This is a genomic window from Pseudomonas chlororaphis subsp. chlororaphis (assembly GCF_003945765.1).
In the GTDB taxonomy this organism is placed as follows: Bacteria; Pseudomonadota; Gammaproteobacteria; order Pseudomonadales; family Pseudomonadaceae; genus Aquipseudomonas; species Aquipseudomonas chlororaphis.
This window is the reverse complement of record NZ_CP027712.1, coordinates 656,150-678,535: the sequence shown is the minus strand read 5'-3', so window position 1 is coordinate 678,535 and position 22,386 is coordinate 656,150. Positions and strand designations below refer to the sequence as shown.

The following is a 22,386-nucleotide window of genomic DNA, read 5'->3' as shown; positions in this document are numbered from 1 at the left end:
ACAGGGGCTGCAGGCGGTTTTAGAAAGTTTTTTGCTTGACCTGGGCATGGCCTCCATGCAGCCCCGGCCGATACAGGCGACCGAACGGTCAGGCAAGGGATGGCTTCAAGCCAGTAACGACGCTGCCTCGGCGAGTCTTTCCAGAGTTTAGTCACAGACTTACCCACAGGCTTGTCCAGGGTATTTTCGCCCTTTGCCTGCGACAATAAAAAGGTTGACAACGGCCGCTAATGGTCAGGCAAAAACGCCTGATCAAAAAACGACCACCAGCCTGCAGGCCACGCCATTCAAGGCGTCCAGCCAGCTACTCCCACGTTACCCACAGCCAGTTCCACAGCAAACGGGGACAAGTCAAAACCGTGGCAAAACAACTATTTGCAGCGTCTTTATGCCGCGCTTTGCCAGCTTGCGCAGAATGTTTTCCACAATTTACGTTTTCTGCTGTGGACAAGGTCATCCACCGCCGCTTGCTCCTGTAGGAGCGAGGCTTGCCCGCGATGAGCTGATCGCAAGCAATCGAGCATCGACCGGCTGCTCCTACGGGAGCGAGGCACCATCGGGATGTGGATAAAAAATGCCCCGGCGGCGCGAACCGGCGGGGCATGTCTTATCCACGGCACTCAGGCTCAGTGACCGCCCAGATACGCGTTACGCACCTCCTCGTTGACCAGCAGTTCCTGGCCGGTGCCGCTCAGGCGGATCTCGCCGTTGACCATCACATAGGCGCGGTCCGACAGCTTCAACGCGTGGTTGGCGTTCTGCTCGACCAGGAAGATGGTCATGCCGGTGGAGGCCAGGTCGCGCAGGGTGGCGAAGATCTGCTTCACCACGATCGGCGCCAGCCCCAGGCTCGGTTCGTCCAGCAACAGCAGCTTGGGACGGCTCATCAGCGCGCGGGCGATGGCGAGCATCTGCTGCTCGCCGCCGGACATGGTCATGGCCCGCTGGGTCCGACGCTCCTTGAGCCGCGGGAACAGTTCGAACATGCGCTGCATGTCTTCGCTGGCGTACTTGTCGCCGATGGGGATGGTGCCCATCAGCAGGTTCTCTTCCACCGTCATGTCCGGAAACACCCGGCGCCCCTCCGGCGACTGGGCGATGCCGTTGGAGGCGATGTAGTGCGAGGACTTGTGGGTGATGTCCACACCGCGGTAGATGATCTGCCCGGACTCGGCCCGCGGTTGGCCGAAAATCGACATCAGCAGCGTGGACTTGCCGGCACCGTTGGAGCCGATCAGGCTCACGGTTTCACCTTCGTTGATGTGCAGCGAAACTTTCTTCAGGGCCTGGATCGGCCCGTAGTACACGTCCAGGTCCTTGAGTTCAAGGATAGGCACAGTCGTCATACCAGTTCCTCTTCGTCCGCACCCAGGTAGGCGGCAATCACTTTCGGGTCGTTGCGGATCGCTTCGGGCCCGCCCTCGGCGATCACGTTGCCGTGGTCGAGCACCACGATATGGTCGGAAATACTCATCACCATGCCCATGTCATGTTCGATCAGCACCACGGTCAGGTCGTGCTCGTCGCGCAGCAGCCGGATCATCGCGCTGAGCGCTTCGGTTTCCTGGGGGTTGAGGCCGGCGGCCGGTTCGTCGAGGCAGATGATCTGCGGCCGGGTGCACATGGCGCGGGCGATTTCCAGGCGGCGTTGCTGGCCGTAGGACAACTCGCCGGCCAGGCGGTTGGCGCAGTCCACCAGGTCCACCACCTCCAGCCAGTAGAAGGCGTGGTCCAGGGCGTCGCTTTCAGCCTTCTGGTAACCCTTGGTATTGAGGATGCCGGACAGCAGGTTGCGGTTGACCCACATGTGCTGGGCCACCAGCAGGTTCTCCAGCACCGACATTTCCCTGAACAGGCGAATGTTCTGGAAGGTCCGCGCCAGGCCCGCCCGGTTCACCAGGTGGGTACCGCCGAACATCTTGTAGAACAGCCGGCTGGCAAAGCGCTTGGGCGACACGAAGTCGGTCGCACGAAACGGCTCGCCCAGCAGCTTGATGACATTGGTCGGCGTACCCCGGGTATTGAGGGCGATATGCCCGCCCGTGGCCTTGTAGAAACCGGTCAGGCAGTTGAACACCGTGGTCTTGCCGGCGCCGTTGGGGCCGATCAGGGCGAAGATGGAGTTGCGCTTGACCTCCAGGCTGACGTCGCTCAGGGCCTTGATGCCACCGAAGTGCATCATCAGGTTCTCGACCTTCAGGATCACTTCATCGCTCATGATGCGCTCCTCTCGGTCAGGGCACCCTTGCGCGGGGTCACGCCGGTGCGGCTGATACGAATCAGGCCTCGTGGCCGCCAGATCATCATTAACACCATGAGAATGCCGAACAGCAGCACCCGGTACTCGGAGAAGCTGCGCAGCAGCTCCGGCGCCACGGTGAGCACGAACGCCGCGATCACCACTCCCACGGTCGAACCCATGCCGCCCAGGACCACGATGGCCAGGATCAGCGCCGACTCGAAGAAGGTGAAGGACGAGGGATTCACGAAGCCCTGGTAGCTGGCGAAGAACACCCCGGCCAAGCCGGCGGTGGAAGCACCGATGGTGAAGGCCGAGAGTTTCACCAGCACATGGTTCAGGCCCATGGCGCGGCAGGCGATCTCGTCTTCGCGCAAGGCTTCCCAGGCCCGGCCAACCGGCATGCGGGTCAGCCGGTGCTTAATGTAGAGCACCAGCAGCACCACGATGAACAGCACGATGTAGATGAACAGGAACTTCAGGTTGGGGTTGTATTCCAGGCCGAAGAACTCATGGAACGGCACCCCGCCATCCTTCGCCCGCCGTCCGAACTCCAGGCCGAAGATGGTCGGCGACGGCACTGGCATGCCGTTCGGGCCGCCGGTGAAGGACAGCCAGTTGTTGAGGATCAGGCGGATGATCTCGCCGAAGCCCAGGGTCACGATGGCCAGGTAGTCACCGTGCATGCGCAACACCGGGAAGCCGAGTATGCACCCCGCCAGCGCTGCGGCGAGGGCCGCCAGGGGCAGCACGGTCCAGAAGCCCAGGCCCAGGTACTGGTAACCCAGCGCCAGGCCGTAGGCACCGATGGCGTAGAACGCCACGTACCCCAGGTCGAGCAGCCCGGCCAGGCCGACCACGATGTTCAGCCCGAGGCCGAGCAGCACGTAGATCAGGCCGAGGATGACCACGGTCAGCAGGTACTTGTTGGCAAAGAACGGGAAGACGATGGCGATCACGATCAGCGCCGGGATGATCCAGCGCAGCCGCGACTTGTAGTCCGGCGCCCGCACATGCACGCCGGAGCCGGTGCTCTCGAAACCCTGGAGGATCTTCAGCCCCTTGGGCGTCTGCAGGAACAGGCTCAAGGCGAAGCGGCCGATCATCACGATCGCCACCAGCCAGCCGACGCGGGCCGGTTGCAGGTTGAAGCTGTAGCCCTCGAGTACCACACCCACGATAGGACCGAACACGATCAGCGAGATCAGCCCGGCGAGCACGGCGTCGATGACGCTCTTTTTGATATCAATCGGTTTATTGGCAGCAGACATACTTATACCTTCGCCACGAGTGGGCGACCCAGCAGGCCTTGGGGACGGAAGATCAGAATCAGCACCAGCAGCGAGAAACTGAACACGTCTTTGTAGTCGGAGTTGATCAGACCGGAGAACAGCGACTCGGAGATCCCGAGGATGATCCCGCCGAGCATCGCGCCCGGCAGCGAACCGATACCGCCGAGTACCGCCGCGGTGAACGCCTTGATGCCGATGACGAAGCCGGCATAGAAGTCGAACGTGCCGTAGTTCATGGTGATCAGTACGCCCGCCAGCGCAGCCATGGCGGCGCCGATGATGAACACGTAGGAAATCACCCGATCGGTGTTGATCCCGAGGATCGAGGCCATCTTGCGGTCTTGCTGGGTGGCACGGCACATGCGGCCGAGCTTGGTGTACTTGATGATGTAGGTGAGCAACGCCATGCCGGCGAATGCCGCCACCAGGATGAAGATCTTGGTGTAGGTGAGCTGGACGAAACCGGTGCCGATATCGACCTTCCAGGCGCCGGCCAGCAGCGTCGGTACACCTTGTTGCTTGGCGCCCTGGCTGATCTGCGCGTAGTTCTGCAGGATCAGCGAGATCCCGATGGCACTGATCAGCGGCGCCAGGCGGGTGGAGTTACGCAGGGGTTTGTAGGCGACGCGCTCGATGACCCAGCCATAGATCCCCGTCACGACGACGGTGAAGACCAGGGTTCCGAGAATGAGTAGCGGGAAGGATTCGATGCCGAAGTAGGCCAGCAGAGCCAGACTGATTGCCGCGAGGTAAGCGGAAATCATGTAAACCTCGCCGTGGGCGAAGTTGATCATGCCAATGATGCCATAGACCATTGTGTAGCCGATGGCGATCAGACCATAGACAGACCCGAGGGTCAGTCCATTGATCAGTTGCTGCAGGAAAATACCATCCATAACGCAATCTCACGCATTTGAGAGACTGCACACAGCGGATACGACGGCCTGGGGTTCAACCACCCGCGCAACACGACAGTTGTGCAGCTCTACGAGAAAAGACAGGTACTGCACGGACACGCATGCGGCAGGCCTTCGCCCTCCCCTGGAGGATGGGCCGGCCTGCCCAGACGCTCATGTCACTTCTGTTTTTCCAGCTGGTGGTATTTGCCGTCCTTGTCCCACTGGTAAACCACGTAGTCGGAGACTTTCAGGTCGCCCTTGGCGTCCCAGGTCTTCTCGCCCATCACGGTTTTCACCGGGTTGGCCTTGAGCCACTTGGCGGCGTCTTCGCCCTTGTTGGATTTGGCGCCGTTGAAGCCGGCAGCCAGGGCCTGGACCGACGCGTAGGCATACAGTGTGTAGCCTTCTGGCTCGGTGCCGGCCTTGCGGAAAGCGTCAACCACGGTCTTGCTGTCCGGCAGCAGGCGTGGGTCGGCGCCGAAGGTCATGTACACACCGTCGACGTACTGCGGGCCGCCAGCGGTGGTCACCAGTTCGTCGGTGACGATACCGTCGTCGGACATGAACTTGACGTCTTTCAGGCCCTGTTCACGCAGCTGGCGGACCAGCGGGCCGGCTTCCGGGTGCAGGCCGCCGAAGTAGACGACATCGGCACCGGCGGCGCGGATCTTGGTGACCACGGCGCTGAAGTCTTTTTCGCCACGGGTCAGGCCTTCGTACAGCACCGGCGTCACGCCGCGCTTGCTCAGCTGTGCCTTGGTGGCGTCCGCCAGGCCCTGGCCGTAGGTGTCCTTGTCGTGCAGGACCACGACTTTCTTGCCCTTGAGCACGTCGACGATGTAGTCGCCGGCGACGATGCCCTGCTGGTCGTCACGCCCGCACATGCGGAACATGGCGGAGAGGCCACGTTCGGTGACCTGCGGGTTGGTGGAGCCCGGGGTGATGGCGATCACGCCAGCTTCGTCGTACACCTCGGAAGCGGGGATGGTGTTGGAGGAGCAGAAGTGCCCGACCACGCCGATCACCTTGTCCTGGTCGACCAGGCGGTTGGCTACGGCCACAGCCTGTTTCGGTTCGCAGGCGTCGTCGCCCTTGACCAGGACGATCTTCTCGCCGTTGACGCCGCCCTTGGCGTTGATTTCGTCAGCCGCTGCCTGTGCACCCTTCATGTACTGCTCGCCAAATGCCGCGTTGGCGCCTGTCATGGGACCCGCTACGCCGATCTTGAGGTCGGCCTGAGCAAACGCAGAAACACCCAACGCAGCTGCCACTGCGAGGGCCAGAAAGCCTTTCTTGTAAAACGTCTGGGACATGAGGTGGTGCTCCAAGGTTTTTTTAGTTGGCACTGCGACTTCACCGAATGCTCAGAGCAAGGGCCGTGCCATTGGTTTTTTATTCTGAAAAAAGTCGCTCTTTTATTGTTATTTCGACTGTTTCGAGCCCTTTTTTATTGGGCGTGCAACCGTCTAAACCGCGGAAGGTAAAACCCTACAAAACATCAGGCGCAACCCGCCTGCGCCATCATTGCAACCGCGGCGCAAATCAACGTGCAACCAGCCTGTAACAGCCTGCGTAACCGAACTGCACACTACTGGTGCAGGACTGCTACGCCCCGCACCACTACAGGCTAGTCGCTGCGCCGAAAAGCGCCGCACCCGGCAACATATTTCCTCTGTCAGATAACGATGCGCAGGCACTGGCCCGCGTGATACAGGGAGAACCCGGCCTCGTATAGGCAACTGCGCAAGCCCACGCCCGCCAGGGGCTGCATGGGAGCGAAGGGAATCGGCAAGGCCTGAGGATTTCCGTTACACAGGTAATCGGCGAACGCCTTGCCGACCACGGTGCCGGTGGTCACACCCCGGCCGTTGTAGCCGGTGACCGCCACCAGACCGGGCGCCGGCTCGAACAGGCGCATCAGGTGATCGGGGGTAAAGGCGATGCAACCGGTCCAGGTGCACTCCCATTCCACCGTTTTCAGGTAGGGGAAATAGTGCTGCTGTACCCGGTCGGCCCAGGCCTTGAGGAACCAGGCCGGCTTCTGGTTGCCATTGCCCAGGCTGCCCAGCAACAGGCGGCCGTCGGCGTCCCGGCGAATGCTGCTGAGCACCTGGCGGGTATCCCAGGAACCCTGGCCACCCGGCAGGATCCGCTGCGCGGCTTCCTCGGCCAGCGGCCTGGAGGCAACCTGATAGTAGTAACCGGGGAAAAAATTACGCCGCAATTCGGTCCAGTCGCCCTCGGTGTAAGCATTGGAGGCAATCACCACCTGCTCGGCCAGCACCGAGCCCTGGGCAGTCTGCACCGACCAGCGCTGGCCCTGGCGTTCGAGACGGGTCACCGGCGAATGGTCGAACAGCTGGCCACCCAGGTCGACCGCGGCCTTGGCCAGGCCACTGACATAGGCCATCGGATTGACCGTGCCGGCCCGGCGATCGAGCAAGGCCGCGGCGATCTTCCTGGTGCCGGTGGCGGTTTCACAGGCCGTGCCGGTCAACAGCTCGACCGGCGCGCCCCGACGTTTCCACTGGGCTTCCCGGCTGCGCAGGTCGGCTTCGCCCCGGGCGTTGTGCGCCATGTGCAGGGTGCCCTCGCGGCGCAATTGGCAATCGATGCGGTATTTGTCGATCAGGCTGAACACCAGGGCCGGCGCCGCCCCCAGCATGCGGTTGAGCTGGCTGCCGACCGCCTCGCCGAAACCGGCCTCGATCTCGTCCGGCGGGATCCACATCCCGGCGTTCACCAGCCCCACGTTGCGTCCCGAACCGCCGTGACCGGTGCGGTGGGCTTCCAGTACACAAACCCTTTTGCCCTGCTCCAGCAGGTGCACGGCGGCCGACAGGCCGGTAAAACCCGCACCGATCACGCAGACATCCACCGTGACCTCGCCCTTGAGCGCGGCATTGTCAGGCCTTTGCGGCGTCAGTTTTTCCCACAGGCATTCTTCGCGTAACGGCATTGCCAGACTCCGAAATCAACGAACCACAGACCATGAACCAGCACCTCCCGGTAGCCGCTGCCGCAGGCTGCGATCGACCGGCACGGTCGCGGCGACCTGAAGACCGCCATAGGCCCGACAGGAGATCGGGAACCAAGCTCCTTCGGAGCTTATCGCAGCCTTCGGCAGCGGCTACAGCGCCCGGCAGGCGGGCGCGATCGGGGTCGATCAGTCGAAGGTAATACCCTGCGCCAATGGCAACTCCAGTGAGTAGTTCACGGTGTTGGTCTGCCGGCGCATATAGGCGCGCCAGGCATCGGAGCCGGATTCGCGGCCGCCGCCGGTTTCTTTCTCGCCACCGAAGGCGCCGCCGATCTCCGCTCCGCTCGGGCCGATGTTGACGTTGGCGATGCCGCAGTCGCTGCCCACCGCCGACATGAACTGCTCGGCCTCACGCACATCAGTGGTGAAGATGCAGGACGACAGGCCTTGCGGCACGGCGTTGTTCAGGCGCAGCGCTTCGGTGAAATCGCTGTAGCCCACCACGTAGAGAATCGGTGCGAAGGTCTCGCTGCACACCACGTCGCTCTGCTCCGGCATTTCGACAATCGCCGGCGACACGTAATAGGCGTTGGGGAACTGGTCTTCCAGCTGGCGCTTGCCGCCGAACACCCGGCCTCCCTCGCTCAGGGCCTGCTCCAGCGCATCCTGCATGTTGTCAAAGCTGTGCTTGTCGATCAGCGGACCGACCAGGTTGCCTTGTAGCGGATGGCCGATGCGCACCTTGGAATAGGCGGCCTTGAGGCGGGTGACGATTTCATCCTTCACCGATTCATGGGCAATCAGCCGGCGCAACGTCGTGCAGCGCTGGCCAGCGGTACCGACGGCGCTGAACAGGATGGCGCGCACGGCCATGTCCAGATCGGCGCTCGGCCCCAGGATCATCGCGTTGTTGCCGCCCAGCTCGAGGATGCTGCGGGCGAAACGCGCGGCGACTTTCGGGGCCACTTCGCGGCCCATGCGGGTGCTGCCGGTGGCGCTGATCAGGGCCACGCGCGGGTCGTCCACCAGCGCTTCGCCGGCGTCGCGCCCGCCGATGATCACCTGGCTCAAGTACTCGGGGGCATCGCTGAAGTTCTTCAGCACGCGCTCGAACAGCGCCTGGCAGGCCAGGGCGGTCAACGGGGTCTTTTCCGAGGGTTTCCAGATCACCGGGTTGCCGCAGACCAGCGCCAGGGTGGTGTTCCAGGCCCAGACCGCGACCGGGAAGTTGAACGCGCTGATCACCCCGACGATGCCCAGCGGGTGCCAGGTTTCGCGCATGTGGTGGCCCGGGCGCTCGGAGGCGATGGTCAGCCCGTACAGCTGGCGTGACAGGCCGACCGCGAAGTCGCAGATGTCGATCATTTCCTGCACTTCGCCCAGGCCTTCCTGGGTGATCTTGCCGGCTTCCCAGGACACCAGCTCACCGAGGTCGGCCTTGTATTCGCGCAGCACTTCGCCGAACTGGCGCACCAGCTCGCCACGCCGCGGCGCCGGCACCTTGCGCCACAACTCGAACGCATGCTCCGCGCGACTGACCTGCTGCTCCACCTCAGCTGCGCCCTGCCAGTTCACCGAAGCGATGCGGCTGCCGTCGATCGGCGAATGCACGGGCTGCTTGCCCGATTGATACAGGGCCGGGTTCACACCAAGACGATCAAGCAATGCGGCAACCATGGGTCACTCCTTACAAATGGAAAGCAAAAAGTCGTAGCCGTTGACACAGCCATTCAGGACTGTAGTTGTAGCCGGCCCGAGACTTGCCAACAAACGACGATTAGGCGAGATATCATTCCGTTTATTCATGCTGCGCAGCCGGGACAAGAACAAGGAACCCTCGATGCTGAACAAACGCTACCTGCCCTCGATCACCGCCCTGCAGTGTTTCGAGGCCGTCACCCGGCACCTGAGCTTCACCCGCGCCGCCGAGGAGCTGAACCTGACCCAGAGCGCGGTCAGCAAGCAGGTCGCGCAGTTGGAAGAGCTCCTGCAACACCTGCTGTTTCGCCGGGTACGCCGGCGCCTGCAACTGACCCCGGCCGGCGACCTGTATCTGGTGGAGGTGCGCAAGATCCTCTCGCAGATCGAGATGTCGACCCATTACCTGCGCTCCTACGGCGGCGAAACCGAAGTCCTGCGGGTGTCCACCCCATCGACCTTCGGCGCGCGCTGGCTGGTGCCGCGCCTCAAGGGCTGGCGCCTGCGCCACCCGCAGATCCACCTGGACCTGTGCAACGAGCAGGAAGCCGACGACCTGCTGCAGGGCCGCAGCGACATGGCGTTCTACTTCGGCCAGGGTTCGCGTCCCGGCACCGAGTGCCTGAAGCTGTTCGGCGAAGAGCTGGTGGCGGTCTGCGCCCCCGGCAGCCTGCCGGACAAGCCGTTCACCGACCCGACGCAGCTGGCCGAGCTGGTGCTGCTGCAACTGGCCTCGCGGCCGCAGGCCTGGCATGACTGGTTCGACAGCCAGGGTTACCACACCGAGCACAGCTATCACGGCCCGCGCTTCGAAACCTTCTACATGTGCATCAGGGCCGCCCAGGTCGGCTGCGGCGTGGCCCTGCTGCCGCGGTTCCTGGTGGAAGAAGAACTGGCCGAGGGCAAGCTGGTGCTGGCCTGGGACTACGCCATGCCCAGCCACGATGCCTATTACCTGGCCTACCCCGAACATGCGGCCGAAGTGCCCAAGGTGCGGGACTTCGTACGCTGGATGCTGGAACAGATCGACAGCCCGACGCCGGCCTGATCCGGGATGAGTGCAGGCCGCACGGGAGCTATCGCGGGCAAGCCTCGCTCCTACAGGTACGGCACCGCTCTTGTAGAAGCGAGGCTTGCCCGCGATGAGGCCATCAGCCTCGACATCGTCCTCAAGCAAAAAACACTGGCAAAACCCACGGCGGATATGCGCCACTACTGCCTTCATTGAACAAGCTGGAAAGCCGCGCCCTTGATCGCGGCCAGCATGGAGATTCCCGTTATGAGCGAGAGTGTGTTTGCCGATCGCATCGTGCAGAACCTGCTCGACACCGACTTCTACAAACTGACCATGATGCAGGCGGTGCTGCACAACTACCCCAATGTGGAAGTCGAATGGGAATTCCGCTGCCGCAACAGCGAGGACCTGCGCCCCTATCTGGCGGAGATCCGTTATCAGTTCGAGCGCCTGGCCGACCTGAGCCTGAGCGCCGACCAGTTGAGTTTTCTCGAGCGCATCAGCTTCCTGAAACCGGACTTCCTGCGTTTTCTCGGGCTGTTCCGCTTCAACCTGCGGTATGTGCATACCGGTATCGAGAACGGCGAGCTGTTCATCCGCCTGCGCGGGCCCTGGCTGCACGTGATCCTGTTCGAAGTGCCGATGCTGGCGATCGTCAGCGAGGTGCGTAACCGCTATCGCTACCGCGAAGTCGTCCTGGAACAGGCGCGCGAACAGCTGTATCGCAAGTTCGACTGGCTGAGCGCCAACGCCAGCGCCGATGAACTGTCGCACCTGCAGGTGGCCGACTTCGGCACCCGCCGGCGTTTCTCGTACCGGGTCCAGGAAGAAGTGGTGAACGTGCTCAAGCACGACTTCCCCGGGCGTTTCGTCGGCACCAGCAACGTGCACCTGTCCCGCGAGCTGGACATGAAACCCCTGGGCACCATGGCCCACGAATGGATCATGGCCCACCAGCAACTGGGGCCGCGGCTGATCGACAGCCAGATCGCCGCCCTCGACTGCTGGGTCCGCGAGTACCGCGGCCTGCTGGGGATCGCCCTGACCGACTGCATCACCACGGACGCCTTCCTCAACGATTTTGATCTGTACTTCGCCAAGCTGTTCGACGGTTTGCGCCATGACTCGGGCGACCCGATCATCTGGGCGGAAAAGGCCATCGCCCATTACCTGAAACTGGGCATCGAGCCGATGAGCAAGACCCTGGTGTTCTCCGACAGCCTGACACTGCCCAAGTCCCTGGAGATTTTTCGTGCGTTGCGCGGTCGGATCAATGTCAGCTTCGGTATCGGCACCAACCTGACGTGCGATATTCCCGGTGTCGAGCCGATGAGCATCGTGCTTAAAATGGCCGCCTGCAATGGCCAGCCCGTCGCCAAGATCTCCGACGAAGCGGGCAAGACCCACTGCAAGGATCCCAACTTCGTCGCTTATTTGCGCCACGTTTTCCAAGTACCTGCCGCCCTTTCTGGCACATCAAGCAAGGAGTGAATCATGCAAGCCGTACAGCGTGAGATTGCTGAACAGCTCAAGGTCCAACCCCCTTTCAAGGACCAGGCCGATCTCGAGGCAGAAGTCGCCCGGCGGGTCGCGTTCATCCAGCAATGCCTGCTCAATTCCGGGCTCAAGGCCCTGGTGCTGGGCATCAGCGGTGGCGTCGACTCCCTGACCGCGGGCCTGCTGGCCCAGCGGGCGATGCGCGAACTGCGCGCCAGCAGTGGCGACCAGGGCTATCGTTTCATCGCCGTGCGCCTGCCGTACGACGTGCAGTTCGACGAACACGATGCCCAGGCCTCGGTGGATTTCATCGAACCCGACGAGCGCCACACCGTGAACATCGGGCCGGCGGTCAAGTCCCTGGCCAATGAAGTGGCGGCCTTCGAAGGCCATCAGGCGGTAAGCCGGGACTTCGTCCTTGGCAACACCAAGGCACGCATGCGCATGGTCGCGCAGTACACCATCGCCGGCGCTGCCCACGGCCTGGTGATCGGCACCGACCACGCCGCCGAAGCGGTGATGGGTTTCTTCACCAAGTTCGGTGACGGCGCCTGCGACCTGGCCCCGCTGAGCGGGCTGGTGAAGAACCAGGTGCGGGCCATTGCCCGGCATTTCGGCGCGCCGGAGTCGCTGGTGGAGAAGATCCCTACCGCCGACCTGGAAGACCTGTCTCCCGGCAAGCCGGACGAAGCGTCCCACGGCGTGACCTACGCCGAGATCGACGCCTTCCTCCACGGCCAGCCGGTGCGCGAGGAGGCGTTCAAGATCATCTGCAACACCTACAACAAGACCCATCACAAACGCGTGATGCCGTTCGCGCCATAAACAGCCCGTAGCCGCTGCCGAGGCTGCGAGGCTGCGCACGGTCGCAGAGCGGTCGCCAAACCAGGCGCCACGTTATGTTCGATGGACCGCGTGGGCAGGTTTTGCGAGGACTGCGTCCTCGTACGCAGCCTCGCAGGCTCGGCAGCGGCACAAGTCTGTATACGCAGTTCCAGGCACAAAAAAAGCGCCCCGCAGGGCGCTTTTTCATCACACGGAATCAACCGATCACTTCAGCACCACAGCGCCTTTCATCATCGAGTTGTGGCCCGGGAACGAGCAGAAGAACTCGTAGCTTTCGCCAGCGGTCAGCTTCGACACGTCGAAGGTCACCGAATCTTTTTCGCCGGAGCCGATGATCTTGGTGTGGGCGATGACGCGGCTGTCGCCTTCTTTCAGGTAGTTCTTGTCGATGCCGGCGGCCATGCCGTCGGTAGCGATACCGGCCATGTCCGCGCTTTTGCTCAATACCCAGTTATGGCCCATGACGTTCTTCGGCAGGCTGCCGGAGTGGGTCAGGTTCACGGTGAAGGTCTTGCAGCTCTTGTCGATGGTGATTTCCTTCGTGTTGAAGGACATCTGGTCGGTGGAGTCGACATCGACCTTACATTCGGCGGCCATCAGCTGGCTGCTGGCCAGTGTCAGCAGGGATACCGCAACGAGTTTGGCAAACATGGTGAATCTCCAAGGCAGGGTTAACAAAATCCATCTGAATCCATGAAGGTGAAGACTGCCTGAATTTTTCACAAGTTCCTATGATTTACATCAAGAAATTGTATACAACTTTGCGCTATCGGCCTGATCGAGAGAATCAAACAGCCAGCCATCGGCCGCGGACCTATGCTCGGCGCACATCACTATCGGAGTGTCTGCCATGCACCTCAACAGTCTGTTCCGCAGCCTGCTCGCCGCCTATGCCTGTGGCGCCAGCGGCACCTATGAAAGCCCCCGCGGCGAGGATTGACCCTTGGAGCGCGGCCGGCCAGCCATTACTCTGTGGCCCTCACTGACCATGGAGTAAGGCATGTCTTTAGCGTCTGTATGCGTGTTCTGCGGTGCCAGCACCGGCACCAACCCGGCCTACCGCGAGGCCGCCGAAGCCCTCGGGCGCCAGCTGGCCGAGCGCAAGCTGACCCTGGTCTATGGCGGTGGCGCCGTCGGCCTGATGGGCATAGTCGCCGACGCGGCCCTGGCGGCTGGCGGCGAAGTCATCGGCATCATTCCCCAGAGCCTCAAGGACAAGGAAATCGGCCATCCGGGCCTGACGCGCCTGGAGGTGGTCGACGGCATGCACGCCCGCAAGGCACGCATGGCCGAGTTGAGCGACGCTTTTATCGCGCTGCCGGGTGGCCTGGGCACCCTGGAAGAGTTGTTCGAGGTCTGGACCTGGGGCCAGTTGGGTTACCACGCCAAGCCCCTGGGGTTGCTGGAAGTGAATGGTTTCTACGAGAAGCTCACGGGTTTTCTCGATCATATCGTCGGCGAAGGCTTCGTTCGCACCCCGCACCGTGACATGCTGCAAGTGAGCGAATCGCCGCGCAAACTGCTGGAGGCGCTGGAAGCCTGGCAACCCACGGTAGTCCCCAAATGGGCCGAGCAGAAACCCGATTAACCGCCGGGCTCCGATACAGGGCAGAATACGCGCCGCTCAAACCTCACCTTCGACCCCAGAGGATCGCCCATGGCTAAACCCAATTACTCCTTCGCCAAACGTCAGCGAGACCTGGCAAAGGAGCAGAAGAAAGAGGAAAAGCTGCAACGCAAGAAAGCGGCCGCTGAAGAAGCCGGCGCACCAAGCCCGGAGACAGAAGACGACGTGGCCGTCGACGACGCCGATGCAGTAGACGATCAGGCTCCCAAGGCCTGAGACCCGCCAGGCCCGATACCTCTATCAGGCCCTCGGGATCTGGGGTCGGCCATCCGTTGCCGACCCTCGGATACCCAACGCTTTGACAATCGAATCGCGATAACCCTGTGGCAAGTTGGCCGGTAGCCGGTCCGACGCGAACAGGCCGATTTCCTTGTGCTCGTGGCTGACGGTTGGCACAAAACCGCCCAGGAGCCGGCAGCGATAGGTCGAGATAAAGACCTGCTTGCCAGGGATGACTTCGAACAGGTACGAATCCAGCGGCTCGCCCACCGCCACCCGCACGTCCAGCTCCTCCTCGATCTCCCGCGCCAGGCATTGGGGCGCCGTCTCCCACAGCTCGATCCGCCCGCCGGGCAGCTCCCACTCGTCACGCTCGTTGAGCATCAGCACCACCAGCCCCTCGGGGGATTGCAGCACGCCCTTGATCGATACCGGGAACATAAGTAACTCCTGTAAAGCCTGTAGCCGCTGCCGAAGGCTGCGATAAGGTTCGAAGAACCTTCCTGTGGCCACCAAAGCACGGCCGCTACGCGCCCGAGCGCAGCCTGCGGCAGCGGCTACAGAGAGATCCGTTCATTCAGCGGCATCACTGTCACCCGCACTTCCGGGTCGTGGCTGCCGCCGCCGAGAATCACCCCGCGCAACGGCGAGACATCGGAAAAATCCCGGCCCCAGGCCAGGGTGATGTGCTCCAGCGCCGGCTGCACGTTGTTGGTCGGGTCGAAATCCACCCAGCCGAGCACCGGGCAGAACACCGAAACCCAGGCATGGGAGGCATCTGCGCCGATCAGGCGTGGCTGCCCCGGTGGCGGCTGGGTCAGCAGGTAGCCGCTGACATAACGCGCCGCCAAACCGCGGGAACGCAAACACGCCAGCATCAGGTGGGCGAAGTCCTGGCAGACCCCGCGCCGCCGCTCCAGCACTTCCACCAGCGGCGTCGCCACCTGGGTGGCTTCGGCATCGAAGGTGAACTCGCTGAAGATCTTTTCCATCAACGCTTGCACCCCCAGCAATAACGGACGCCCGGCGGGGAAACAGCTTTCGGAGAACTCGACGAAGCTTTTCTTCAAGTGCACATAAGGCGACTCGAAGCGGTAACGGCACGCCTCCATCAAGGCTGCGGATAACGGCCGGCTGCTGTAGGTCAGCGCACTGCGGGTGGCGTCCCAGGGCAATGAACGGGTGAAATCCGGCGTGGGCCTAGCCAGCACCTCCACCGTCAGCTGCGCATTAACCAGCAGCTCGTCATGGGGCCGCTCGAACGCCAGCCGGGTCAGTGGGTTGCCGAACACGTCCAGCTCGTCGCGACGGCTGGTGGGGTCGGGGCTGATCAGCAGTTCCTGCTGGCTGCAATGCTGCCAGGCGCAGGCGCGCGGCCACAGGTGCGCCAGCTGCTGGGCCAGGGAAACCGGGCTGTCGTAGTGGTAATGGGTATCGTGGAAGACCTGGTAATGAGCGCTCATCAGACGGATACCGTTCGTTGGCTGACATCGTCGACATGGGCGAAATGCCGCAGCGCCAGGCGGTCGGAGACCTGCCCGCTGGCATCGGCGATTTCCTGCAACAGGTCGGCCAGGCCTTCGAGCGCCGCCCGCACGCTGGCCTCGCCGAACAGCGGGTTTTCCAGGCAGCCCAGGTCGAAGCGCCCCAGACGCCCCACCAGCTTGGGCAAACCGGCCTCGCGCGGTACGCCGAACTCGTCGTTCAAGCGATTGAGGGTCCGGGTCACCAGCTTCAGCTGGAACAGCACCGCATGGGGGTTCTGTTCGTCGAGCAGCAACAGGTCGAGCACCGGGATCAACTGCGCCACCGCCAGGTAGCGGGAACGGTAGGTGATGCTGCTGTTGCCCAGTTCCAGCAGCCACTCCAGCCCGGCCTGGTCGAACGCGGTGGCGCTGCGCAGGAAGGCCGCCAGGCTGCTGCTGAGAAACTGCAGGCGCTCGATGCGCCGGCCAATCATCAAAAAGCGCCAGCCTTCGTCGCGGGTCATGTCGTCCAGGGCGAAACCCGACAGCGCCGCCAGGGACATCACCAGGCGGTTGAGGAAGTCCAGCAGCTCGCCGAAGTCCGGCTCGCGGGCTTCCAGTGCCAAGGCTTCGCGCTGCAATTCCACCAGCGCCTGCCAGTTTTCCCGCGAAAGCTTGCCGCGCACCTGGGACGCCGCCCACTGCAGGCGCTGCAGGTTGGAGCGCAGGCTGAAGGACCAATCGTCCCCCTGCAGGGCCGCCAACAAACGCTCGGGCAGTTCGCCTTCGTCCGGCAGCAGCATCAGGCTTTCGCCCAGCTCGACCGCCGCCTGCAAGGCCTGCGGGTCATCGCCGTCGACATAGCGCGCCAGCATGATCCGCAACAGCCGCGCACTGCCATCGCAACGCTCGCAGTAACGGCCGAACCAGAACAGGTTTTCCACCACCCGCGACGGCAGGTACGGATCGCGCCGCACCAGCTCATGCACGCCGATGGTCCGCTGGCCTTTCCACTGTTCGCCGCTGGGCGCACGTTCGCCCAGCACCCAGGTGTCCTTGCTGGCGCCGCCGCGCTGCATCGATACCACCTCGGCATCGGCCTCGGCGGCCACCCGGGTCAAGCCGCCCGGCAGTACCCGGTAACCATCGCGGCTGGCCACGGCATACACCCGCATGCCGATGGCCCGCGGTTGCAGCTGGCCGTCCTCGGCCTGCCAGACCGGCGCCTGGGACAGTTGCGCCAGTTCCTGGGCGACATAGGCATAAGGTCGCGCCCGCATGCGTTCGGCCAGGGCCTGGCGCTCTTTCTCGCAGAGGTCGCGACCGAACAATGGGGCAAAGCTCTGGGACGGGAACGCCGGCTTGATCAGCAGTTCCGGGAGTTTCTCCAGGGCCTGGGCCAGCACCGGTGCCTCGCCGCACCACCAGGTGGCGACAGACGGCAGAATCAGTTTTTCGCCGAACAAGTGCTCGCTGATCTTCGGCAGGAAACCCAGCAGGCCTGGCGACTCCAGCACGCCGCTGCCCAGGGCATTGGCCACCAGCACCCGCCCCCGCCGCACCGCCTCCAGCAGCCCCGGCACGCCGAGGGCCGAGTCGGTGCGCAGTTCCAGCGGGTCGCAGAAGTCGTCGTCGAGCCGGCGCATGATCGCGTGCACCCGCCGCAGGCCGCTCAGGGTCTTGAGGTAGACCGTGGCATCGCGCACCGTCAGGTCGCCGCCCTCCACCAGCGGATAACCGAGCTGGCGCGCCAGGTACAGGTGTTCGAAATAGCTCTCGTTGAAACGTCCCGGGGTCAGCAGCACGATCAGTGGCGCTTCGTCGTCCCGGGGCGCCTGGCGGGCCAGGGTTTCCTGCAGGGTGCGGAAGAACCCGGCCAGGTGCTGCACCTGCAGATCGCGGTACAGGTCCGGAAAGGCCCGGGACACGATCATGCGGTTTTCCAGGGCGTAGCCGGCACCGGACGGCGCCTGGGTGCGGTCGGCGGTGACCCACCAGCGCCCGTCCGGGGTACGCGCCAGGTCGACCGCGTACAGGTGCAGGAAGGCGCCTTCCGGCGGCTGGATGCCCTGGCACGGCCAGAGAAAGTTGTTATGGCCGAAGACCAGCTCGGCCGGCAGCAGGCCCTCGCTGATCAGCCGCTGGGGGCCGTACAGATCGGCCAGTACCGCATTGAGCAAACGCGCCCGTTGCGCGATCCCGGCGGACAGCTGCTGCCATTCATCGGCGGCGATCACATGGGGCAACAGGTCCAGTTCCCACGGCCGGTCGGCGCCCTTGGGGTCGGCATAGACGTTGTAGGTGACGCCGTTTTCCTGGATCTGCCGGGTCAGCAGCGCCTGGCGCTGCATCAACTGCGCCGGTGTGCTGCGCTGCAACTGGTCGAACAATCGGCGCCAGTGCGGGCGCACCGCGCCGCTGGCGTCGAGCAGTTCGTGGTAGGTACCCGCCGTCAGCGGGTAGTGGTCAAGCAGGTCAGGCATGGAAAGCTCGGCAGACGGCAAGGTAAGTCAGATTAACGCAGACACATGACGCCCGGATATGCGAAACATCCGGACGTCGCGTCTGCTTTAGAAACGTCGCAAATCGAGTGTCATCGGCAACTCGTCGTTGATCGTCAGGCCCGGCACCGACAAGGTGCCGGGGCTATGCCCCAGGCGGAAGAAGCGCGCCATGCGCCGGCTTTCGGCTTCGTTGGCATTCACCGGCAGGCTGTCGTAGTTGCGCCCGCCCGGGTGGGCCACATGGTATTGGCAACCGCCCAGGGAACGCTGCATCCAGGTGTCGAGCAGGTCGAACACCAGCGGTGCGTGCACCGGGATGGTCGGTTGCAGGCAGTTGAACGGCTGCCAGGCCCGGTAGCGCACCCCGGCGACGAACTCCCCGACTCGCCCAGTGGGCTGCAGCGGCACCGCAACACCGTTGCAGGTCAACAGGTAGCGCTGCGGCGCCAGCCCGGTGAGCTTGACCTGCAAGCGCTCCAGCGACGAGTCGACATAACGCACCGTGCCGCCAGCGGAGCCCTCCTCCCCCAACACGTGCCAAGGCTCCAGGGCCTGGCGCAACTCTAGCTCGACACCGCCGACCGCATAATCGCCGACCTTGGGGAAACGGAACTCCAGGTGCGCGGCGAACCACTCGGCCCGCAACGGGTAGCCGGCGGCGTTGAGCTCGACAATGACATCGGCGAAGTCCTGCTCGATGAAGTGCGGCAACAGAAAGCGGTCGTGCAGCTCGGTGCCCCAGCGCGCCAGCTTGGCCGGTGCGTAGGGCTCGCGCCAGAAGCGCGCCACCAAGGCCCGCAGCAACAGTTGCTGGGCCAGGCTCATGCGCGCATGGGGCGGCATTTCAAAGGCGCGCAGTTCCAGCAGGCCCAGGCGGCCTGTAGCGCCATCCGGCGAGTACAGCTTGTCGATACAGAACTCGGCACGGTGAGTGTTGCCGGTGACGTCGATCAACAGGTTGCGCAGCAGCCGGTCGACCAGCCATGGCGGGCACTCCTCGCCCGGTTCGGGCATCTGCGCGAAGGCGATTTCCAGCTCGTACAACGCATCGTTGCGCGCCTCGTCGACCCGCGGCGCCTGGGAGGTGGGGCCGATGAACAGCCCGGAGAACAGATAGGACAACGATGGATGGTTGTGCCAGTAGCTGATCAGGCTGCGCAACAGGTCCGGCCGGCGCAGGAACGGCGAATCCGCCGGCGTCGCGCCACCCAATACGAAGTGGTTGCCGCCGCCGGTGCCGGTATGGCGCCCGTCGATCATGAATTTCTCGGTGGTGAGGCGGGTCTGCCGGGCCTCCTCGTAGAGGAATTCGGTGCGCTCCACCAGCTCGTCCCAACTGGCGGACGGCTGCACGTTGACCTCGATCACACCCGGATCGGGGGTGACGCGGAAGTTGCTCAGGCGCGGATCGCTCGGCGGCTCGTAGCCCTCCAGCAGCACCGGGCAATGCAGCTCCTCGGCGGTGGCCTCGATGGCGCTGACCAGTTCCAGGTAATCCTCCAGGCGCTCCAGGGGCGGCATGAACAGGTACAAGCGCCCGCCCCGCGCCTCGGCGCAGAAGGCGGTGCGGGTCAGCCAGTCGGCGGACTGGTCGATCTGCGGCACCCGCTCATCGGCTGCGGCCGCTTCGCCGTGTTCGCGCAGTTGCGCGCTGTCCGGCAGCTCGGGCAGCTCCTGGTTCGGGTCGGTGGGGTGCACATAGGGATACTCCGCCGCCGTCACCCAGGGCTGGGACGCCAGCGGCAGGCGATAGCCCAGGGGCGAATCCCCCGGGATCAACCGGCAATGGGTATCGCGCAGGTACCAGCGGCCGCTCTGCCACTGGTCGCCCCTGGCGGTACGGGCCAGCGGCAGGACCTGGCCGATGACCTTGTCCAGGCCCTGGCTGAACACCTTGCGCAGGCGCGCCCGCTCCAGCTCGTCCGCCAGCCGCGAATCCTCGGCGCTGACGTTCTGCGGCAAGGTGCCTTCACGCCACAGGTAGTAGAAATTGTCTTCGTAGGCCGGGAATACAAAGCGCGCGGGCAGCTTCAAGCGTTCGGCGACGCTGGCGAGGAAACGCCCGGCCAGCTCGCTGTCGGCGCCATAGTCTTCATGCTCGTCGGCAATCAGCGCGGCGTTGTGCCAGATCGGCACGCCGTCGCGGCGCCAGTAGCAGTTCAGCGACCAGCGCGGCAATTGCTCGCCCGGGTACCACTTGCCCTGGCCAAAGTGCACCAGGCCCTTGGGCGCGTAGTGGTTGCGCATGCGCTGGAACAGCTCGGCGGACAACCGGCGCTTGTTCGGCCCGAGAGCCGCGGTGTTCCATTCGGCGCCATCCGGGTCGTCGATCGAGACGAAGGTCGGCTCGCCGCCCATGGTCAGGCGCACGTCGCCCGCCAGCAGGTCGGCATCGATCTGCCGGCCCAGGGCCTGGATCGCCAGCCATTGCTCCTCGGTGTAGGGCTTGGTGACCCGCGGCGCTTCCCAGACCCGCTCCACCGACATCTCGTGGCCGAACTCGCATTCACAAGGCTCCACCAGGCCGCTGATCGGCGCCGCCGAGGACGGATCGGGGCTGCAGGCCAACGGGATATGGCCTTCCCCGGCAAACAGCCCGGAAGTGGCGTCCAGGCCGATCCAGCCGGCGCCGGGCAAGTACACCTCGCACCAGGCGTGCAGGTCGGTGAAATCGACCTCGGTGCCGGACGGGCCGTCGAGGGATTTGACGTCGGCGGTCAGCTGGATCAGGTAGCCGGAAACAAAGCGCGCGGCCAGCCCCAGGTTGCGCAGCAGCTGCACCAGCAGCCAGGCGGAGTCGCGGCAGGAGCCGGAAGCCTTGTCCAGGGTCTGCTCCGGCGTCTGCACGCCGGGCTCCATGCGGATCAGGTAGCCGATGTCTTCGCTCAGGCGCTGGTTCAGGGCCACCAGGAAATCCACCGCCGGTATCGGCGTGCGGTCGATGCCCTCGAGGTACGCCTTGAACTTCGGCGTCAGTGGCAGGGTTTCCAGGTAAGGCGCCAGCTCGCGCTGCTCGTCGGCGGCATAGGCGAAGGGGATTTTCTCGGCGTAGGGCTCGAGGAAGAAATCGAACGGATTGAACACCGCCATCTCCGCCAGCAGATCGACTTCGATCCGCAGCTCGTCGGTCTTCTCCGGGAAGACCAGGCGCGCCAGGTAGTTGCCCTGGGGGTCCTGCTGCCAGTTGATGAAATGCTGCTCGGGCTGAACTTTCAGCGTATAGGAGAGAATCCGCGTACGGCTATGGGCCGCCGGACGCAGGCGAACGATCTGTGGGCCGAGTTCGACCGCGCGGTCGTAGCGGTAATGCGTGACATGGTGCAATGCGACATGGATCGACACGGCGTGCCTCCTGCGGGCCTGAACGTACACGAAAGCGCGCAAGACTTATGCCAGAGCACCAGTCCCGGGGCTTTCCCCAACGGCTGTGGGCAGTACAGCACCAAAAGCGAGCGGCGCGTGCTTCGGCGTGCGCAGGGTTGCACATAAATGTGGCGACAGGATGTAACCGGCGGTCAGCGCACCCGCTTCAGGCCGGCTTCCAGTCGCTGCAGGCGCCGGCGTTTGCGTGCCGCCACTTGCAGCACCTTGAGCCCGCGCTGGTAGCGCCGGGTGCTCATCAGGTACAGCCCGGCCAGGGGAATGCACAGGACAAAGGCCGGGAACAGTCGCTGGCGGGAGTCCAGCAGGACCAGCAGCGCGCATGCCAGGCAGAACACCAACGCGCCGAACAAGGCCCAGACGCCGCGCGGGTAGCCGCGGATCACCAGCAGGAAACACAGGCTCATCAGCAGCCCAGCGCCCAGCATGGCCATCGCGGCGTAGTTGGCGACCTGGAAGTCACGGGGGAAATACAGATGGGGCACCTGCGCGGCGGTCAGCGAGATGCTGAAGACCGTCGTCATCATCACCGCGATATGAATCACCCCGAAACGCCGCACATAGGGCTGCCAGGCGAGCCATTCGGCGGTCTTGAGGCGTAGCAGCCGGTCTTCGACCTGCCGTTGTTGCGGGGTTTTCCGGCGACGTAACACGCGGCGCTTCCTTGAGTTGATGCCAATCCTGGGGGCGCACCTTAACAAACCCGAACGGCGAAATGCACAA

Annotated in this window: 18 protein-coding genes; 5 read left to right on the top strand and 13 right to left on the bottom strand. The window is 63.9% G+C overall.

Features of this window, described 5'->3' with window-relative positions; genetic code table 11:
• Positions 1-626: 626 nt before the first annotated feature.
• The 7 genes from C4K27_RS02970 to amaB form a co-directional block, all read right to left on the bottom strand.
• The gene (locus tag C4K27_RS02970; protein ID WP_053259444.1) at positions 627-1,346 is read right to left on the bottom strand and encodes an ABC transporter ATP-binding protein; all 720 of its coding nucleotides are present in this window, start codon (positions 1,344-1,346) and stop codon (positions 627-629) included.
• Entirely contained in the window at positions 1,343-2,218 is an 876-nt protein-coding gene (locus tag C4K27_RS02965; protein ID WP_053259443.1) for an ATP-binding cassette domain-containing protein, read from the bottom strand. Before C4K27_RS02965 ends, C4K27_RS02970 begins: the two co-directional genes overlap by 4 nt.
• A complete protein-coding gene (gene livM / locus C4K27_RS02960; RefSeq protein ID WP_053259442.1) occupies positions 2,215-3,510 on the bottom strand; it encodes a high-affinity branched-chain amino acid ABC transporter permease LivM in 1,296 nt (431 codons plus the stop codon). Before livM ends, C4K27_RS02965 begins: the two co-directional genes overlap by 4 nt.
• A 2-nt stretch (positions 3,511-3,512) precedes the next feature.
• Complete coding sequence (locus C4K27_RS02955) at positions 3,513-4,427, bottom strand: ABC transporter permease subunit (protein WP_053259441.1); 915 nt, start codon at positions 4,425-4,427, stop codon at positions 3,513-3,515.
• Positions 4,428-4,606: 179 nt separating this feature from the next.
• Positions 4,607-5,743: a branched-chain amino acid ABC transporter substrate-binding protein gene (locus C4K27_RS02950; RefSeq protein WP_009046713.1), complete on the bottom strand. Its 1,137-nt coding sequence runs from the start codon at positions 5,741-5,743 to the stop codon at positions 4,607-4,609.
• A 362-nt stretch (positions 5,744-6,105) separates the two neighbouring features.
• A complete protein-coding gene (amaA, locus tag C4K27_RS02945; RefSeq protein WP_053259440.1) occupies positions 6,106-7,389 on the bottom strand; it encodes an L-pipecolate oxidase in 1,284 nt (427 codons plus the stop codon).
• A 207-nt stretch (positions 7,390-7,596) separates the two neighbouring features.
• Positions 7,597-9,087, bottom strand: coding sequence for an L-piperidine-6-carboxylate dehydrogenase (amaB, locus tag C4K27_RS02940; RefSeq protein WP_053259439.1), 1,491 nt, complete (start codon positions 9,085-9,087; stop codon positions 7,597-7,599).
• A 163-nt stretch (positions 9,088-9,250) separates the two neighbouring features.
• Here amaB and C4K27_RS02935 point away from each other — a divergent pair, with 163 nt between their 5' ends.
• From C4K27_RS02935 to nadE, 3 genes are all read left to right on the top strand, one after another.
• Positions 9,251-10,156 carry a LysR family transcriptional regulator gene (locus C4K27_RS02935; protein ID WP_025808040.1) on the top strand — a complete coding sequence of 302 codons (906 nt, stop codon included), beginning with the start codon at positions 9,251-9,253 and terminating at the stop codon, positions 10,154-10,156.
• Positions 10,157-10,387: 231 nt separating this feature from the next.
• On the top strand, positions 10,388-11,614 hold the full coding sequence (gene pncB, locus C4K27_RS02930; RefSeq protein ID WP_053259438.1) for a nicotinate phosphoribosyltransferase: 1,227 nt from the start codon (positions 10,388-10,390) through the stop codon (positions 11,612-11,614).
• A 3-nt stretch (positions 11,615-11,617) separates the two neighbouring features.
• On the top strand, positions 11,618-12,445 hold the full coding sequence (nadE, locus tag C4K27_RS02925; RefSeq protein WP_053259437.1) for an NAD(+) synthase: 828 nt from the start codon (positions 11,618-11,620) through the stop codon (positions 12,443-12,445).
• A 225-nt stretch (positions 12,446-12,670) separates the two neighbouring features.
• On the opposite strand, the gene azu is transcribed toward nadE, so the two are convergent.
• On the bottom strand, positions 12,671-13,117 hold the full coding sequence (gene azu, locus C4K27_RS02920) for an azurin (RefSeq protein ID WP_007921507.1): 447 nt from the start codon (positions 13,115-13,117) through the stop codon (positions 12,671-12,673).
• Between the two features lie 349 nt (positions 13,118-13,466).
• Here azu and C4K27_RS02915 point away from each other — a divergent pair, with 349 nt between their 5' ends.
• Both C4K27_RS02915 and C4K27_RS02910 read left to right on the top strand, forming a co-directional pair.
• Complete coding sequence (locus C4K27_RS02915; RefSeq protein WP_053259436.1) at positions 13,467-14,054, top strand: cytokinin riboside 5'-monophosphate phosphoribohydrolase; 588 nt, start codon at positions 13,467-13,469, stop codon at positions 14,052-14,054.
• Positions 14,055-14,123: 69 nt separating this feature from the next.
• The gene (locus tag C4K27_RS02910; protein ID WP_053259435.1) at positions 14,124-14,309 is read left to right on the top strand and encodes a hypothetical protein; all 186 of its coding nucleotides are present in this window, start codon (positions 14,124-14,126) and stop codon (positions 14,307-14,309) included.
• Between the two features lie 24 nt (positions 14,310-14,333).
• Here the strand turns inward: C4K27_RS02910 and C4K27_RS02905 are convergent, their stop codons facing one another.
• The 5 genes from C4K27_RS02905 to C4K27_RS02885 all read right to left on the bottom strand — a co-directional run bounded on the left by C4K27_RS02905 (position 14,334) and on the right by C4K27_RS02885 (position 22,316).
• On the bottom strand, positions 14,334-14,753 hold the full coding sequence (locus tag C4K27_RS02905) for an NUDIX hydrolase (protein WP_053259434.1): 420 nt from the start codon (positions 14,751-14,753) through the stop codon (positions 14,334-14,336).
• Positions 14,754-14,869: 116 nt separating this feature from the next.
• Positions 14,870-15,775: a transglutaminase family protein gene (locus C4K27_RS02900; RefSeq protein ID WP_053259433.1), complete on the bottom strand. Its 906-nt coding sequence runs from the start codon at positions 15,773-15,775 to the stop codon at positions 14,870-14,872.
• Positions 15,775-18,261 (bottom strand): circularly permuted type 2 ATP-grasp protein, encoded by a 2,487-nt coding sequence (locus tag C4K27_RS02895; RefSeq protein WP_053259432.1) that lies wholly within the window; start codon positions 18,259-18,261, stop codon positions 15,775-15,777. The genes C4K27_RS02900 and C4K27_RS02895 overlap by 1 nt, the downstream gene beginning before the upstream one ends.
• Positions 18,262-18,348: 87 nt before the next feature.
• Positions 18,349-21,624, bottom strand: a complete 3,276-nt coding sequence (locus tag C4K27_RS02890) for a transglutaminase family protein (RefSeq protein ID WP_053259431.1) — start codon at positions 21,622-21,624, stop codon at positions 18,349-18,351.
• Between the two features lie 173 nt (positions 21,625-21,797).
• Complete coding sequence (locus tag C4K27_RS02885; RefSeq protein WP_053259430.1) at positions 21,798-22,316, bottom strand: hypothetical protein; 519 nt, start codon at positions 22,314-22,316, stop codon at positions 21,798-21,800.
• Between the last annotated feature and the right edge of the window lie 70 nt (positions 22,317-22,386).